The sequence below is a fragment of the Blautia sp. MSK20_18 genome, from assembly GCF_020553125.1.
In the GTDB taxonomy this organism is placed as follows: Bacteria; Bacillota; Clostridia; order Lachnospirales; family Lachnospiraceae; genus Blautia_A; species Blautia_A fusiformis.
This window is the reverse complement of the sequence record NZ_JAJCGR010000013.1, coordinates 74,322-90,480: the sequence shown is the minus strand read 5'-3', so window position 1 is coordinate 90,480 and position 16,159 is coordinate 74,322. Positions and strand designations below refer to the sequence as shown.

The 16,159-nt window shown below is 42.1% G+C and carries 15 protein-coding genes and 2 pseudogenes; all 17 read left to right on the top strand.

The window, feature by feature from the left end:
* Window positions 1-2,331 (top strand): heavy metal translocating P-type ATPase (locus LI091_RS09385; RefSeq protein ID WP_265191094.1); only part of this gene is annotated, 2,331 nt, incomplete at its 5' end.
* Window positions 2,332-2,347: 16 nt separating this feature from the next.
* Window positions 2,348-2,866 carry a DUF6921 family protein gene (locus LI091_RS09380; RefSeq protein WP_021650478.1) on the top strand — a complete coding sequence of 173 codons (519 nt, stop codon included), beginning with the start codon at window positions 2,348-2,350 and terminating at the stop codon, window positions 2,864-2,866.
* 10 nt (window positions 2,867-2,876) lie between these two features.
* Window positions 2,877-3,416 (top strand): pilus assembly protein PilX, encoded by a 540-nt coding sequence (locus LI091_RS09375; RefSeq protein ID WP_173746327.1) that lies wholly within the window; start codon window positions 2,877-2,879, stop codon window positions 3,414-3,416.
* A complete protein-coding gene (locus LI091_RS09370) occupies window positions 3,413-4,957 on the top strand; it encodes an FAD-binding protein (RefSeq protein WP_173746329.1) in 1,545 nt (514 codons plus the stop codon). The genes LI091_RS09375 and LI091_RS09370 overlap by 4 nt, the downstream gene beginning before the upstream one ends.
* Window positions 4,954-5,667, top strand: coding sequence for a succinate dehydrogenase/fumarate reductase iron-sulfur subunit (locus LI091_RS09365; protein WP_330384935.1), 714 nt, complete (start codon window positions 4,954-4,956; stop codon window positions 5,665-5,667). Before LI091_RS09370 ends, LI091_RS09365 begins: the two co-directional genes overlap by 4 nt.
* A gap of 463 nt (window positions 5,668-6,130) precedes the next feature.
* Complete coding sequence (locus LI091_RS09360) at window positions 6,131-6,451, top strand: DUF6508 domain-containing protein (RefSeq protein ID WP_173746331.1); 321 nt, start codon at window positions 6,131-6,133, stop codon at window positions 6,449-6,451.
* 4 nt (window positions 6,452-6,455) lie between these two features.
* A complete protein-coding gene (locus LI091_RS09355; RefSeq protein WP_021650484.1) occupies window positions 6,456-6,686 on the top strand; it encodes a hypothetical protein in 231 nt (76 codons plus the stop codon).
* Window positions 6,687-6,834: 148 nt separating this feature from the next.
* Window positions 6,835-6,996 (top strand): hypothetical protein, encoded by a 162-nt coding sequence (locus tag LI091_RS09350; protein ID WP_158526416.1) that lies wholly within the window; start codon window positions 6,835-6,837, stop codon window positions 6,994-6,996.
* 181 nt (window positions 6,997-7,177) lie between these two features.
* Window positions 7,178-8,917, top strand: coding sequence for a recombinase family protein (locus tag LI091_RS09345; RefSeq protein ID WP_199579957.1), 1,740 nt, complete (start codon window positions 7,178-7,180; stop codon window positions 8,915-8,917).
* 29 nt (window positions 8,918-8,946) lie between these two features.
* Window positions 8,947-9,093 (top strand): hypothetical protein, encoded by a 147-nt coding sequence (locus LI091_RS09340; protein WP_199579958.1) that lies wholly within the window; start codon window positions 8,947-8,949, stop codon window positions 9,091-9,093.
* A 38-nt stretch (window positions 9,094-9,131) separates the two neighbouring features.
* Window positions 9,132-11,056, top strand: a pseudogene (locus LI091_RS18760) (recombinase family protein).
* A complete protein-coding gene (locus LI091_RS09330; protein ID WP_330409186.1) occupies window positions 10,996-11,970 on the top strand; it encodes a LysR family transcriptional regulator in 975 nt (324 codons plus the stop codon). The pseudogene LI091_RS18760 and the gene LI091_RS09330 overlap by 61 nt, the downstream one beginning before the upstream one ends.
* Window positions 11,971-12,128: 158 nt before the next feature.
* Window positions 12,129-12,821 carry a DUF4405 domain-containing protein gene (locus LI091_RS09325; RefSeq protein ID WP_110102363.1) on the top strand — a complete coding sequence of 231 codons (693 nt, stop codon included), beginning with the start codon at window positions 12,129-12,131 and terminating at the stop codon, window positions 12,819-12,821.
* A gap of 17 nt (window positions 12,822-12,838) precedes the next feature.
* Window positions 12,839-13,765 (top strand): prolyl oligopeptidase family serine peptidase, encoded by a 927-nt coding sequence (locus LI091_RS09320; protein ID WP_110102365.1) that lies wholly within the window; start codon window positions 12,839-12,841, stop codon window positions 13,763-13,765.
* A gap of 90 nt (window positions 13,766-13,855) precedes the next feature.
* Window positions 13,856-14,769 (top strand): annotated as a pseudogene (locus tag LI091_RS18755) (aldo/keto reductase).
* A gap of 18 nt (window positions 14,770-14,787) precedes the next feature.
* Entirely contained in the window at window positions 14,788-15,420 is a 633-nt protein-coding gene (locus LI091_RS09310) for a flavodoxin family protein (RefSeq protein WP_006427000.1), read from the top strand.
* A 45-nt stretch (window positions 15,421-15,465) separates the two neighbouring features.
* Entirely contained in the window at window positions 15,466-16,152 is a 687-nt protein-coding gene (locus tag LI091_RS09305) for a flavodoxin (protein ID WP_118753209.1), read from the top strand.
* Window positions 16,153-16,159: the final 7 nt, after the last annotated feature.

The window sequence follows — 16,159 nt, the reverse complement described above, 5'->3', positions numbered from 1 at the left end:
GGCTTGGACTGTCCGAACTGCTCCGCAAAAATTGAAAAAGAAGTCGGAGAATTGGATGGAGTACAATCCTCAGTTGTAAATTTGATGAAGCAGACGCTGACAATCAATGTTGCTCCAGCTGCCGCAAATACAATAGCCAGTCAGATTGAAACGATTGTCCACAGCCATGAGCCGGGTGTGGAGGTTCAGGAAGAAACAATTATCCCCGTTACAAAGAGTTATTTGTTAAAGGGCTTGGACTGTCCGAACTGCTCCGCAAAAATTGAAAAAGAAGTCGGAGAATTGGATGGAGTACAATCCTCAGTTGTAAATTTGATGAAGCAGACGCTGACAATCAATGTTGCTCCAGTTGCCGCAAATACAATAGCCAGTCAGATTGAAACGATTGTCCACAGCCATGAGCCAGATGTAGAAGTTTCCGAAATTGCACAGGAATACTATATACCTGCAAAAAAACAGGATACCAATACATCCTATAACAATGAGGACAAGAAGTTGACGATTCGTTTAGCGATTGGCGCAGCAATCTATGGTATTGGTATGGCATTGACAGTTTTTGCGAAAGTGCCACTGCCTGTCGAGTTAGTTTTTCTCATTGTCTCCTATATTATTCTTGGCGGGGATGTTGTATGGCAAGCTGTGAGGAATATTTCAAAGGGACGTGTGTTTGATGAACATTTCCTGATGAGCGTTTCTACGATTGGTGCTTTTGTCATTGGTGAATATCCGGAAGCAGTTGCTGTTATGCTGTTCTATCAAGTTGGTGAATTTTTCCAGTCATTGGCTGTTGAGCGTTCCAGAAAATCTATATCAGATTTAATGGATATACGTCCGGATTGTGCTACAGTCAGAAGGAACGGAGAATTGATTACCATATCTCCTGAAAGTGTTGCCATTGGCGAGATTATTATTGTAAAGCCTGGTGAAAAAATCCCATTAGACGGTGTGGTATTGGATGGAGATTCTATGCTGGATACGAGGGCTTTAACTGGAGAATCGGTTCCGAGAAGCGTTCATAAAGGAGACGAAGCACTTTCCGGTTGTATGAATCAGACGGGTGTTTTAACGATTAAGACAACGAAAGCATTTGGTGAATCTACTGCTTCAAAGATTATTGATCTTGTGGAGAATGCGTCCAGTAGAAAAGCACCAACAGAAAATTTCATTACTACATTTGCACGTTATTACACTCCTGTTGTTGTAATCTTAGCAGCTATTCTGGCAATTCTGCCACCGATCCTTCTTGGTGGAGGTTGGACAGAGTGGATTCGCAGAGGATTTGTTTTCCTTGTGGTATCTTGCCCATGTGCATTGGTCATTTCAATCCCGCTGACTTTCTTCGGAGGTATTGGTGCGGCATCTAAACGAGGTGTTCTTGTAAAAGGAAGTAATTATTTAGAGGCGCTTAATAATGTCAGCATTATTGTGTTCGATAAAACTGGAACACTTACAAAGGGTGTTTTCAATGTGACTGATATTCTGCCTGCAAATGGATTTTCAAAAGAACAGGTTCTGGAGTATGCGGTCCAGGCAGAGAGCTTTTCTAACCATCCTATTGCAAAATCCATTCTCTCTGCTTATGGAAAAGAAATTGACCAATCAGTTATCTCTGATTACAAGGAAATTTCCGGATATGGAATCAGTGCCATGGCAGGAAAGAAGAAAGTTTATGCTGGCAATACGAAACTTATGGATTCAGAGCATGTGGAGTACACAGCCTGTGAAAAAGTTGGTACAAAGGTTTATGTAGCAGTAGATGGTCAATATGCCGGATGCATTTTGATAACAGATGAAGTAAAGCCGGACAGCAAAAAAGCAATTTCTGATTTGAAACATATCGGTGTGGAAAAAACAGTCATGCTTACTGGTGATGATGAAAAAATCGGAAAGGCTGTTGCGGAAGAATTGCAGTTGGATGAATATTATGCACAACTGTTTCCTGATCAAAAAGTGGAAAAGGTTGAGCTTTTAGACAGTAAAAAGAGACAGGGAAGCAAATTAGCTTTTGTTGGTGATGGTATCAATGACGCTCCTGTCCTTGCTCGTGCGGATGTTGGTATCGCAATGGGTGGTCTTGGTTCAGATGCGGCCATTGAAGCAGCAGATGTGGTTCTGATGACAGATGAACCATCTAAGCTGGTGGATGCGATTGATGTGGCAAAAGCGACAAAGCAAATTGTCATGCAGAATATAGTGATTGCCCTTGGAATTAAGAGTGTGTTCCTGATCCTTGGTGCTCTGGGTATAGCTGGAATGTGGGAAGCTGTATTTGGTGATGTAGGCGTTACCATAATTGCCGTCTTGAACGCAATGAGGATTTTGAAAAAATAAGAAACGAGGTGGCAATGTGAAACGGAAATTGATTCTGTTAGCAGTTACAATTGTTTTTCTTGCAGGTTTCGGTGCACTTTTGCATTCACCGCCTTCTATGATTGATGCAGTCACAGGAGCAACACCGAAGTCAAAAAAGGCGGCTCAAGCCTCCGCACAGTTGGAAGGCTCTTATGTTCTCGGTATTAATATGATGTCAGATGGTCTCGACAACGAGAACACCCGGAATAAATTAAAAGAATTGGCACTGGACGATTCGGAAACAAATGAAACAGATCTCATGAAAACGGACATTAGTTTTCGGTTATATGTATCTGAGACGGATTATCCGCTTGTCAGTTATGCTAAGAAACTCTGTGACAGGTTGAAACAGGCCGGCTTTTTCGTAGATCTGAAAGAGTACAGTAACACAATGATGCTATCAAGAGTGGTAAGTGGAAAGTATGATGTATTCCTGGCATCGGATGATTTTATTGACGTTACAACGCTAACACAGATGGACTATATGATCATGGACAGCGAAGAAATGAGGTGAGCGGGAATTTATGAGAAAATGGAATACGATTTTGTCTGTTTTAATGCTTCTCATTTTTATGATTCATGGAATCATGGGCAGCTTTATGCTGAACGGAGTTGGAAGTAGTGCAGGGAAACTTCTTGCATGGATTGGTGTTGGTATTCTTGTTGTGCATACGGTGATTGGTGTCATCCTGACAGTTCAGAGTTTACAGACAGCGAAGCAATCAGGAAAAATGTATCTGAGACAGAACGCCATATTTTGGGCGAGACGAGCCAGTGGGATGGCAATACTGATTCTGCTGTTATTCCATATTGGCTTGTTTGGAAAGGTGCAGAATGGGACATATATTTTGTTCCCTTTTACAACGGTAAAGATGGTAACTCAGCTTTTGTTCGTAGCGGCAATCTTTGTTCATATTTTTATCAATATACGCCCATTGCTCGTATCACTGGGAATCATTAGTTATAAAGAACGAAGGAGCGATATTTATTTGATCCTTTCGGTGCTTCTTCTTTTTATAGCGGGAGCGGTTATTTTATATTATATTGGGTGGCAATATCTATGAGTAAGACAATTATTATTATAGGTGCTGGATTGGCAGGACTTTCAGCGGCTTTGCAGGCAGCGGAAAATGGATGCAATGTAAAACTGGTTTCCTCCCTTCCGTCAGAGCGGGCACAGTCTGTTATGGCGGAGGGCGGTATCAACGCAGCTTTGAATACAAAAGATGAAAACGACAGTCCCGAAGAACATTTTACAGATACAATAAAGGCAGCATGTGGTCTGGCAGATCCAAATGCAGTTTGGGGAATGACACAGGCAGCACCGGAGCTGGTGCACTGGTTGCTAAAACTTGGAGTTAAATTTAACATGAGTGGCTATGATGATGTGGATCTGCGGAATTTTGGCGGGCAGAAAAAGAAACGGACTGCTTTTGCACAGAGCGATACCGGGAAGCAGATCATGACAGCTATGATAGACGCTGTTCGCAGGAAAGAAGCATCTGGTATGGTAGAACGGTTCAGCCATCATTCTTTCCTAACACTTCGTCTGTGTGGCAATATTTGTTGTGGCTGCGTAATCAGGGATGAATACAGTCAGGAGACTGTGGAATTACCGGGGGATGCGGTTATTGTTGCCACCGGTGGTATGCACGGATTGTTTGGAAATACAACGGGTTCGCTGAGCAATACAGGAGAAGTCACCGCAGAATTGTTCCGGCTTGGTGTTCCTCTGGCAAATGGCGAGATGATCCAGTACCATCCGACTACTGTGGAATGCGGCGGGAAACGTATGCTTATCAGCGAGGCAGCTAGAGGGGAAGGCGGTAGGCTGTTTGCTCTCAGAAACAATCAGCCGTGGTATTTCATGGAGGAAAAATACCCGGAGCTTGGAAATCTGATGCCCCGTGATATTACCGCCAGAGAAATATGGAAGGTCAGCCATGAATCCGAGGTATTTCTTGATATGACGGAAATATCGAAGGAGGTCATTTCAAATAAGCTGTCTGGCTTAGCAGATGACTGCATGACATATCTGCATAAGGATATCCGGAAGGAACCGGTGCCTGTTTTGCCAGGAATCCACTACTTCATGGGTGGTATTCTTGTGGATGAACAGCACAGAACGTCGATTCAGAATCTTTATGCTGCCGGGGAATGCTGTGCCCAATATCATGGTGCAAACCGTCTGGGTGGTAATTCCCTGTTGGGCGCATTGTACGGAGGACGTGTTGCGGCAAAATCAGCATGTGAACAGGCAGATGTAGTAGATCTATCTTGTGCGACACAGATAGATTTTCCACCAACGTCTCAAATTTTAGAAATAAAGCAATTAAACAAAGTGATGCAGGATACTATGGGCGTTGTCAGAAATGAGAATACGTTGTTAAATGGGATCCAAACGGTACAAGCGCTGACAGGAAATCTTCCATTGATTGGCATGGCAGTTCTAAAGAGTGCTCTTGCAAGAAAAGAAAGCCGTGGTGCACACTGGCGGGAGGATTATCCGAAGAGCAATGACGATGATTACCTTAAAACAACGGTAGCCAGATTTGATGGAAAGCAGATACAGATTTCCTTTGTACCTGTTCCAGAAAGGCGGTGATTCACTTGGTATATAAAATAAGAATCAGGCGGCAGGAGAGTCAGAAATCAGACAGTTATTGGCAGGAATTTGAGTTTGACGGAAGCAAAAACAGCTCTGTTGCCAATGTTCTAAAGGAATTGAACAGTAGAACACCTTTGAAAGATAATTCAGGGAATATAGTTACTCCCATCAGCTGGGAATGTAGCTGTATGGTGCGAAAATGTGGGGCTTGCGCCATGCTGATTAACGAACGTCCGAGGCTGGCATGCTCTACATTTCTACATACGTTAAAAGGTTCTACAATCACCTTGGAACCTTTAAGCAAATTTCCGCTTGTAAGAGATTTGATCGTTGACCGGTCAATTCTGTTTGAAAATTTGAAAAAACTGAACCTTTGGCTTGAAAGTGAAGCTTATATGAATCCGTGGACACATGAACCGAGATACCAGTCGGCACGCTGTCTGATGTGTGGCTGCTGCCTTGAAGTGTGTCCTAACTTCTCTGCAAATGGGACTTTCGCAGGCGCTGTTGCTGCAGTCAACGCATTTCGGATTCTGAATGAAGAACAGGAAATAAGCCATCGGAATGAGGTTTCAACTCAATATAAGGAAAATTATTTTGAGGGATGCGGGAAATCATTAGCTTGCCATAACATTTGCCCGATTGGTCTGCCTGTCGAAGAATTGATCGTGAGGTCAAATTCGGTAGCTATTTGGGGAAGACAGTGAGTATCAAAACGCTGATTAAAAAAACATGATTAACCTACATCTATGGTTTTACCAAAAATAGAGACATATCCTTTGTTTCGGTGTGGTAGCGGTTTTATTATGGACTGGATTCCGTCAAGGATGAATTTGATGCTTCCCTGAGAAGTATATCCAGTCGGAAGAATATGTCTCAGCAAAGCAGCAGAAGAGATATTGATCAAATTATGTCAATGTCTCTTTTTTTATGGAAGAAACAGGCTGATCAGAAATATGCAAAAGAGTAGCCTATTTTAATTATTTAACGAAAGGCGAACAGGGGTGTTCACAAGGGTGTGCACCGTTAAATTGTATCAATTTCGTAGTCGCAACGAAACCTTGCTGTTGTGGATATTACATGAATATATTTTGCGCTAGAATAATTATTGGGTATATGTTAAAATATAAAGAACATATATTCGAACGTTTATCAAGGTGGTGTATAGCATTGACAAAGTCAGAGAAACTACGAAAAATTCAGGAAATATTGGAATTAAAGAATCCACAAGAGAATCTGTATGCAGATCTGTTAAAGACAATAGGAGATTTGAAAACAAATTATGGGGATTACATGATTACGGAGCCGATTGACTGTAATGAGGAACTGAAACGTGTTCCGGGAGCGGATTATGAACTTTGTACGGCGTTGCTGACAATGCTGCTGAGAGAAGATTATTTTTCCAATGGTTCTTTTGAACGGAGATTTGCTGACGGGCAGGTGCTTCCTGTTCTGGTGAGGATGAAGGATGTTTTGAGTGCAGGAGTGTGATTTTATGAAAGTCGGGGATACTGCATATATTGTGGAATCAAACAGGTATGTGAGAGAAGTGGAGATCCGCAGGTGTTCCGGCGGGATGTTCCTGGTACGTTTTACAGATACGGGCGGCGGAATACAGGTGAAGGCTCACAGGCTGTTTGCAACGAGGGAAGAAGCTGAAAAGAGTATTGAGAAGGCACCAGAGACAAAGAGGGTGCGTGGGAATCCGTATGACCGATGGTATTGAACGGATGATAAAGTAAATAAATGATCAGGGGAAACCTGTTGCTGTTTGCGGAGAAATCTGTGGATGGCAGCGGGTTTATTTTTTTGTCCGGAAAGTCAAAAAATCAGGGACCAGGACTCCTTGGAACAGTAGGAGGTGGTTTTTGGCTATGGGAAAAATTGAACTGATCGATACCGGCAGACTGACGGAGAAACAGGCCAGGCTAAACATGGAAAAGTGTGCAGAGTTTCTGGCAAGAATGATCCAGAAGTACGGGGATGTGGTTCTGGGGGAGATTGAGGAGAGAAATTCACAGCTGCAGGGGAAGTGATCGAGTGTGCCGGTGGTCTTTTGGGGCTGCCGGTCTTTTTGCGCTATGGAAACCGCATAGGAGAAGGTGGATTTTGGGGCAGTTTTTTTGGTCGTTCTGCGAGTTGGCACAGACTGGTGATTCCGATATATTTTATGTACGGCAACCGTATGACGATGGGCAACCGAAATGAGGTGAAGATTTGAGAAAGAAATGTTACATATATACCCGTGTTTCTACAGCGGCTCAGACAGAGGGATACAGTCTGGAAGCACAGACAGAGCGGCTTCGGAAGTATGCGGACTATAAAGAAATGGAAGTGGTCAGGGAATACTGTGATGTAGGCAGATCTGGAATGAGCATCAAGGGCAGACCGGCTTTTATGGAAATGATGGATGACATTTCCTGTGAGAAAGATGAGATCTCCTGTGTGCTGGTGTTTAAGTTATCCCGCTTTGGAAGAAATGCGGCAGATATTTTGAAGTCTGTGCAGCTGTTGATGGATTTTGATGTGGATCTGGTCTGTGTTGAGGATGCCATTGACAGTTCCACGCAGGGCGGACGTCTGACACTTGCTATCCTGTCGGCTGTGGCAGAAATGGAGCATGAGAATATTACAGTCCAGTTCACGACGGCGAGGATGCAGAAGCTGATGAATGGGGGATGGCCGGGCGGCGGCGTGCCGTATGGATATGTGAGTGTGAATAAGGAACTGGTGGTGGTTCCTGAGGCGGCGGATCTGGTGAGGATGATTTATCAGAAGTATCTGGAACCGGATATGATGCTGAATACGGTTGTGGGCTGGATGAATGAGAATGGTTATAAGCGTGTGGTGAAGGGAGAGGATAAGGTTATCACTTCGGATTTTGTTTCTTCGGTGCTGGGAAATCCTATTTATTATGGGATGATCGTATATAATAGGCGGATAAATTCTGAGGAGATTAAAAAGAATCCGAAAGAGGTTATTTCCATCAGGGGCAGACATGAGGCGATTATTCCGGAAGATGTCTGGATGCGGGTACAGGAAAAGCGGAAGAGCTTGAGAAGACCGCAGAAGAAGGTGGATGATCCGGAGCGGATCAGTCTTCTGTCCGGATTGGTGAAGTGTCCGGTGTGCGGAACAGGGCTGGTTACAAAAAAGAATAAACGGAAGAACAGCAATCGTGGCGGCTATTATAAGATTGTTTATTCTTATGGGTGCCGGAATTATCGTAAGAGTGCAGGGCGTGTCTGTGACTGCTGGCGGACATACAATCAGGAGAAACTGGATAAGGCTGTGATGGAGATTGTGGGAAAGGTGACAGAAACAAGGGAGTTCCGTCAGGCAGTTATGGATGTGGTTGGGGACAGGAGTTCGCTGGATGCCTGTGAAGCGGATCTGAAAAGGACCAGAAAGGAACTGCACAGTCAGGAGCATCTGAAATATAAGCTGGGGATGGAACTGGACAATCTGGATATTTTTGCAGAGGACTATGACGGAGAATATGAGGCTGTTCAGGCAAAGATTGACGGGGCTTATGACCAGATCGAATGTCTGGAGGAGAAGATCCGGAAGCTGAAAAAGAAGATGGAGGCTTTGAAGAAAGGGGTTCGTTCTTCTGATAATATACGAAAGATTCTTGATAACTTTGATCTGCTGTTTGAGAGAATGAGCTGTGAGGAACGCAGGGAACTGTGCAGGCAGTTTATTGAGCGGATTGATGTTTTTTCTGAGGAAAGGGAAGATGGCAGGATCCTGAAAAAGATTGTTTTCCGTTTTCCTGTTTATTATGAGAGCGATGGAAAAAGAAAAGTGAATGATGAGCCGGATGAAATGGTGACTTTTGCAGTGGACTGTACGGAGCATCAGGTGACGGCTTCTGAGGCGAAAGCGACTTACGTAGAGATCCGTGCATATGTGAAAGAGAAGTATGGGATGAATATTCCTACATTATATATATAGCGCAGGTGAAACGGAAGTATGGTCTGGATATGGGGAAAGCGTATAACAAACCAGCGAAAAATAAGAATCATGTGCCAGTCTGTCCGGTGGAAAAGGAAAAGGCAATTCTGGATGCTTTGAAGCATTTTCGGATGCTGGATGAGGATGTGGAGTACAGGAAGGAGAGTGCAGAGTGAAGAAAAAATGTTATATTTATATCCGTGTTTTTACGGCAATGCAGGTGGACGGCTACAGTCTGGAGGCACAGAAAGAAAGGCTGATGAAGTTTGCGGAGTTCCAGGAAATGGAAGTGGTCAGGGAATACTGTGATGCTGGTAAATCCGGAAAGAGTATTACGGGCAGACCGGAGTTTCAGAGGATGCTGCAGGATGTGTCCGAGGAACGTGACGGAGTGGCATTTATTCTGGTGTTTAAGCTGTCACGTTTTGGAAGGAATGCAGCAGATGTTTTAAACTCCCTGCAGTTTATCCAGGATTATGGAGTGAATCTGATCTGTGTGGAAGACGGGATTGATTCTTCTAAGGATTCCGGCAAGCTGACCATCACGGTGCTGTCGGCAGTGGCTGAGATTGAAAGGGAGAATATTCTGGTCCAGACAATGGAAGGAAGAAAGCAGAAGGCCAGAGAGGGAAAATGGAATGGCGGACAGGCTCCTTTCGGATATGATCTGGATTCCAAGAATAGCACTCTGGTGGTGAATGAGGAAGAAGCGGAGATTGTGCGGATTATTTATGACAAGTTTGGGCATACGGATATGGGGGCAGATGCTATCTGTAATTATCTGAACCAGAGAGGTTATACGAAGAAAAAGGTCAGGGGGCATGAGCTGAACTATTTTGCCAGAGGACTGATCATGAAGATTTTGGATAATCCGGTTTATACTGGTAAGATTGCTTACGGGAAGAATGTTACGGAGAAGGTGAAGGGAACGAGGGATGAATACCGGCGTGTGAAGACTGATGATTACCTGCTGGCAGATGGACTGCATGAGGCGATTGTGGATGAAGAGATGTGGGAGGCGGCGAGAGAGAAAAGGAAGAGGACGGGGGTTAAGTGGAATAAGACACGTAGTCTTGAACATGAGCATATTTTGTCGGGACTTTTGAAATGTCCGGTGTGTGGTGCTGGAATGGCAGGAACTGTGAGGAGAAGGAAGAATAAGAAATCTGGTGAATATAAGGATGACTTCTATTATAGATGTCAGCACAGGAGAAAGATTGATGAGGAACATTTCTGTGATTTTAAGCCATCACTGAATCAGAATGAGATCAATGCAGAGGTGGAGTGGTTCATCAGAGGGATGATTGCTGATGAAAGGTTTCATGAGTATATTGGAGAAAGATTGCAGGAAAAGGTGGATGTCTCGAAGCTGGAAGAGAAGAGGAACGGGATCAGCTGAAGGGGCAGTTACAGCAGGTTGTCGGGGCGAAGAATAAACTGCTTGTGATGATGGATACTTTGGATGCTGGCGATAAGCATTATGCAAGGAAGTTCCAGGGCATGCAGGACCGTCTGGATAATCTTTACGACAGGATTTCTGGTTTTGAGAATGAGATTGCCGATGTGGAGGAAAAGATTAAGGCAGCGTATGGAAGACAAATTAGTGAAAAACAACTGTACCAAATCCTGCAAAAGTTTGATATACTGTATGCAGAAATGTCAGATATTGAAAAAAAGGAGTTTATGCAGTTGTTTATTGATGCAATTGAGTTATACCCGGAAAAGATGGATGATGGGCGCATCATCAGGCAGATTGATCTGGCATTTCCGGTGTATTATGAAGGTTTTGAAGGCGAAGCAATTCGGTTGCTCAACGAAAACACAGTCGAGATGGTATGTTTATTGTCCAAACTCCACGAAGCGAAGCATCATGTGAATGTGAGACTTGACATGGACGAGATGGATTTAACGGCGGCTGAGAGCAAGGCTACTTATGAGGAGATAAAGAAGTATGTTGCAGAGTATAATGATGGGATGAAGGTATCTAATCTGTATATTGCACAGGTGAAGAGAAAGTGTGGAATTGAATTAGCGGAGAATTTTAATATTCCTAGGTCAGAGGGAGCAAAGCAACCACAATGTCCGAAGGAGAAAGAAGAGGCAATTATTGGGGCACTGAAAGCATTTCAGATGATTTAAAATCACAAAGAGGAGTGAATTACATGATGTATAATCCACAACTTGATACATTTATCTGCGTTGTAGAAGCTGGAAGTTTTAGTAAAGCGGCAGAAGAATTATATATAAGTGCACCTGCGGTTATTAAACAGATAAATTCTTTGGAAAACAGCTTAAATTTGCAATTATTTGAAAGAACACACAGAGGTCTTATTATTACGGAAGCTGGTAAATCGCTCTATCAGGATGCAAAATATCTGATTCAATATTCAAAAGAATCGTTGATACGGGCGCAGGAAGCAATGAATCATAATGAAGAAATCATTCGTGTTGGAATATCTCCGATGACGCCACCGGAAGTTTTTGTGGAACTTTGGCCTAAGATACAGAAAATATATCCGGAGATGAAGTTTAAATTGATTACATTTGAAAATACACCAGAGAATGCAAGAGAGATACTGGCTAATATGGGAAAGAATATTGATGTGATAGCTGGAATCTTTGATGAAAAAATGCTTGAACTCAGAGGCTGTGATGGCACTGAGATTTCAAGAGAACCATTTTGTGTGGCGGTATCAATTCATCACAGGCTGGCAAAAAAAGAAAAAATTACACTTGATGATCTGGCTGGAGAAAATCTTATGCTCATGCGAAGAGGATGGAGTTATTATGGCGATATGCTAAGGGATGATATGATGAAAAATCATCCTGAAATCAATATTGTAGACTTTAATCTGTACAATGTAGAAGCATTTAACCGATGCGAAAACAATAATGAGGTATTACTGGCATTCAAGAGCTGGGAAAGTGTTCATCCACTGATCAGAATCATTCCAGTAGAGTGGGATTATACTATGCCGTTTGGAATTCTTCATTCGAAAAAACCGTCCATTAAGGTTAAGCGGCTGATAAATGCTATTAACAAGGTAAAATAAAAATTGAATACATGCGAGTAGAAACCTAAAGGTTAATACTGAATAACAAAACGAGACTTCTAATGGAGTCTCGTTTTGTTATACTTTAGCTGAAGTGAAAATGGAGGATACTATATGCAAATAAAGACAATAAGAATGCTTTAGATAAGAGGTAGGATATGAAAAATAAACGATTTACAGCAAAAATATTGATAGATATAGGAATGACGATATGTTTGCTTCTTCTTATGCCATATAGTCTGCTCAGCGAGACTGCACATGAGTGGATTGGTATGGCGATGCTTGTGCTTTTTATTTCACATTACATACTGAATCATAAATGGGTGACCTCTGTAAGGAAAGGAAAATATAATGCGTTCAGAGTGATACAGACAGTATTGGTTATCATCATGCTTATTCTTATAATGGGTTCCATGATAAGTGGAATATTATTGTCAAATCACATATTTAAATGGATAAAGATTTCCGGAACATATATGACAGCCAGACAGATACATATGTTTTGCGCATACTGGGGACTGGTGGTGATGTCATTACATCTCGGATTTCATTGGAATATAGCGGTAGCAATGGCAGGACGATTATGGGAACATCCATCCGTCATCAGAACATGGGCAGCAAGATCTGTCGCAACCACAATTGCAGGTTATGGTTTATATGCATTTTACAGGAGACAGATAGGAGATTATCTGATTATGAGGATGCATTTTGTATTTTATGATTATGAAAAGGGGATCTTTCCTTTTCTGCTGGATTATCTGGCAGTAATGATATTGATTGCATTTATTGGATATTATAGTGGAGTGTTTCTAAAGAAAACAGGTAAGAGAAAACGAAAAGGTTCATACTGAAAGAAGGTGGTGTATTTATGGAAAAGCGGAAATTAGTACTTACAATTATTGGAGTTGTTATTTTAGCAATGGTAATCATGGTATATATCTACTTTTCAAAACCCGGCAGGGATGAAAAGAAGAATCAACAAACAATAAACCAGGTACAGACCGTACAGCAGAAGACAGATGAGAAAAAAGAAAATACAGAAAAAAATACATCCGGAGATGAATTGGAAAATGTTACGCCGGGAAGCGAAGAATACCGGGGCTTCCTCCTGGATAATGTTCTTCATTCTCCAAATGAAGGGGACATTCATTACAATGTATATATTCCGGATGCATATGACGGGACAAAGGAATATGCACTATATGTAACATTACCCGGATATCAGGGATTATATTTTCAGGGCGTGGGAGAAAATATCCGGACAGAAGATTTTGGATTTGAAGCACAGAAGTATATTACCGATATGATTATTGTAGCTCCACAGTTAAATGACTGGGGACAGACATCAGCAGATCAGACAATTGAACTGACACAGTATTTTCTGACGCATTATATTATTAATCCATCGAAAGTATATATTAATGGTTATTCCGGAGGAGGAGAAACCCTGTCACTGGTATTGGCAAAGCAGCCGGAATTATATACAGCGGCACTTATGTGCAGCTCTCAGTGGGATGGTGCATATGAGCCGGTTGTGGAGATGAAAACGCCGGTATATTTTGTGATTGGCGAAAGCGACGAATACTATGGATCAGAACCTTTTAAAGAGGCATACCAGCAGATACATGAGCTTTACAAAGAACAGGGATTACCGGAATCAGAGATTGATAAACTGGTGGTACTGGATGTAAAAGATAAAGATTACTTTGAAGGAACACCGGTCACTTATCAGCATGGCGGTGGCTATCTGTTTTGTCGTGACAAAGAAATTATGGGATGGCTGTTCAATCAGTAAGAACCAGAATAAACCGAAAGGTTAAGACTGAAAAACTTATCGAAACTTCTCAAAGGAATCTATCAGTATTATAGTATGAATGTAAGATAAATGAAAGAAAACAAGGAGGATACGACAATGGAATATATTTCATTAAATAATGGTGTAAAAATGCCAATACTGGGATATGGCGTATATCAGGTAACAAAAGAGGAATGTGAAAGATGTGTGCTTGATGCTTTAAAAGTTGGATACCGGGCGATTGATACAGCACAGAGTTATTTTAATGAGGAAGAGGTTGGGAATGCAATCCAAAAGTCAGGCATTCCAAGAGAAGAAATCTTCCTTACAACAAAGGTGTGGGTCGAACATTATGGATATGAAGAAGCAAAGAAATCAGTTCTTGAATCCATGAAAAAGTTAAAGACAGATTATCTGGATCTGGTATTGCTTCACCAGCCATTTTCAGATGCTCACGGTGCTTACCATGCATTGGAAGATCTGTACGATGAGGGAAAAATCAGAGCAATCGGATTTCCAACTTTTATGTAGACAGAATGGTTGATTTTGCATCCTTCAACCGCATTAAACCTATGGTAAATCAGGTGGAAACCCACATCTTCAATCAGCAGAAAGAGATGAAGGAATGGGCAGACAAATATGATATCCGGTTAGAAGCATGGGCACCATTCGGTGAGGGCAGAGGAGGCACCTTTGAGAATCCTGTCATCGCAGAGATTGCAGAAAAATATCAGAAGACTCCGGCACAGGTTATGCTTCGCTGGCATATTCAGAGAGGGGTAGTGGTTATTCCGAAATCAACACACATTGAGAGAATGGAAGAAAACTTTAATGTTTTTGATTTCACACTTTCTGATGAAGATATGAAGACTATTGCAGAACTGGACAAGAAGACAAGCTCCTTCTTCTCGCATCAGGATCCGAATATGGTGGAATGGTTCGTGAAGATGGTTGAGGAAAGAAAAAAGAATAATGACAGTTCAAAAGAAAAAAAGAACTGGTAAGCATAAGAGGAAAAATCAATGAAAGTATTACTTGTCAATGGAAGTCCACACAAAAATGGCTGTACTTATACAGCTCTTTGTGAAGTATCCAGTGCATTAAATGAAAATGGCATAAGTACAGATATTTTTTGGATTGGAAACAAGCCGATTTCAGGATGTATTGCCTGCAGAAAATGTCAGGAAAAAAATAAATGCATCCTGGATGATATCGTGAATGAATTTCTGGAAATAGCAGGGGATTATGACGGATTCGTATTTGGAACTCCGGTACACTGGGGTGGTGCAGGCGGTGCAATCACATCCTTTATGGACAGAGTCTTTTATGCCGATTTAAACGGTGGCGGCGACAGATTCCGCCTGAAACCTGCCGCTGTGGTAATTTCAGCAAGAAGGGCCGGAACAACGGCCACATGGGATCAGGTAAATAAATATTTTGGTCTGATGCAGATGCCGATTATCACATCGAGATATTGGAATATGGTACATGGGACGAATCCGGATGAAGTAAAACAGGATCTCGAAGGAATGCAGGTTATGCAGATCCTTGGAAACAATATGGCATATTTCATTAACTGTAAAAATGTTGCGACAAAAATGGGAATTGAAATGCCAAAGGCACCGGATTTTGTATTTACCAATTTCATCCGATAGAAATTAGCGTGACAAACATTTTATACGACAGGAGGTGACCTTAGAATGAAAACAAAGAAAATAGCAGCAGTACTCTTAACATGCATCGTGGCAATCGGTTTGATGGCAGGATGTGGAGCAAGCAATACAAACCAGTCTGCTTCTAATAATGACAGCCATTCTACAAGTACAAACCAGTCTGGAAATGAAGAAGCGGATACAAATTCCGAAAACACTACAGATACAACAGAAAATACATCAACAGGAAATGGAAAAACATTGGTTGTATATTATTCAGCTTCAGGAAATACAAAAGATGTTGCTGAAAAGATAGCAAAAATTACAGAGGCAGATCTGTTTGAAATAGAGCCTGTGGAGCCATATACAGATGATGACCTTGACTGGACAGATGATGACAGCCGGGTGTCAAGAGAACATGATGATGAGAGCTTAAGAGATGTGGAACTGGTGTCTACAACAGTTGATAACTGGGATTCATATGATACGGTATACATTGGCTATCCTATCTGGTGGGGAATTGCAGCATGGCCAGTAGATAACTTTGTAAAAGAGAATGACTTTACAGGAAAAACAGTCATCCCATTCTGTACAGCAGCGACCTCGGGAATCGGTGACAGCGGTAATCTTCTGGAAGAGATGACAGGAACAGGTGACTGGAAAGAAGGGGAACGATTCCATGGTGGAGCGTCTGAATCAGATATCAGTTCATGGATAGACAGTCTTGGATTATAAAAGAATA

Coding starts and splice junctions, on each gene's coding strand:
- LI091_RS09375 (WP_173746327.1), top strand. CDS start 2,877: ATGAGAAAATGGAATACGATTTTGTCTGTTTTAATGCTTCTCATTTTT.
- LI091_RS09305 (WP_118753209.1), top strand. CDS start 15,466: ATGAAAACAAAGAAAATAGCAGCAGTACTCTTAACATGCATCGTGGCA.
- LI091_RS09350 (WP_158526416.1), top strand. CDS start 6,835: ATGGGAAAAATTGAACTGATCGATACCGGCAGACTGACGGAGAAACAG.
- LI091_RS09340 (WP_199579958.1), top strand. CDS start 8,947: ATGGGGAAAGCGTATAACAAACCAGCGAAAAATAAGAATCATGTGCCA.
- LI091_RS09325 (WP_110102363.1), top strand. CDS start 12,129: ATGAAAAATAAACGATTTACAGCAAAAATATTGATAGATATAGGAATG.
- LI091_RS09320 (WP_110102365.1), top strand. CDS start 12,839: ATGGAAAAGCGGAAATTAGTACTTACAATTATTGGAGTTGTTATTTTA.
- LI091_RS09355 (WP_021650484.1), top strand. CDS start 6,456: ATGAAAGTCGGGGATACTGCATATATTGTGGAATCAAACAGGTATGTG.
- LI091_RS09370 (WP_173746329.1), top strand. CDS start 3,413: ATGAGTAAGACAATTATTATTATAGGTGCTGGATTGGCAGGACTTTCA.
- LI091_RS09330 (WP_330409186.1), top strand. CDS start 10,996: ATGTCCGAAGGAGAAAGAAGAGGCAATTATTGGGGCACTGAAAGCATT.
- LI091_RS09310 (WP_006427000.1), top strand. CDS start 14,788: ATGAAAGTATTACTTGTCAATGGAAGTCCACACAAAAATGGCTGTACT.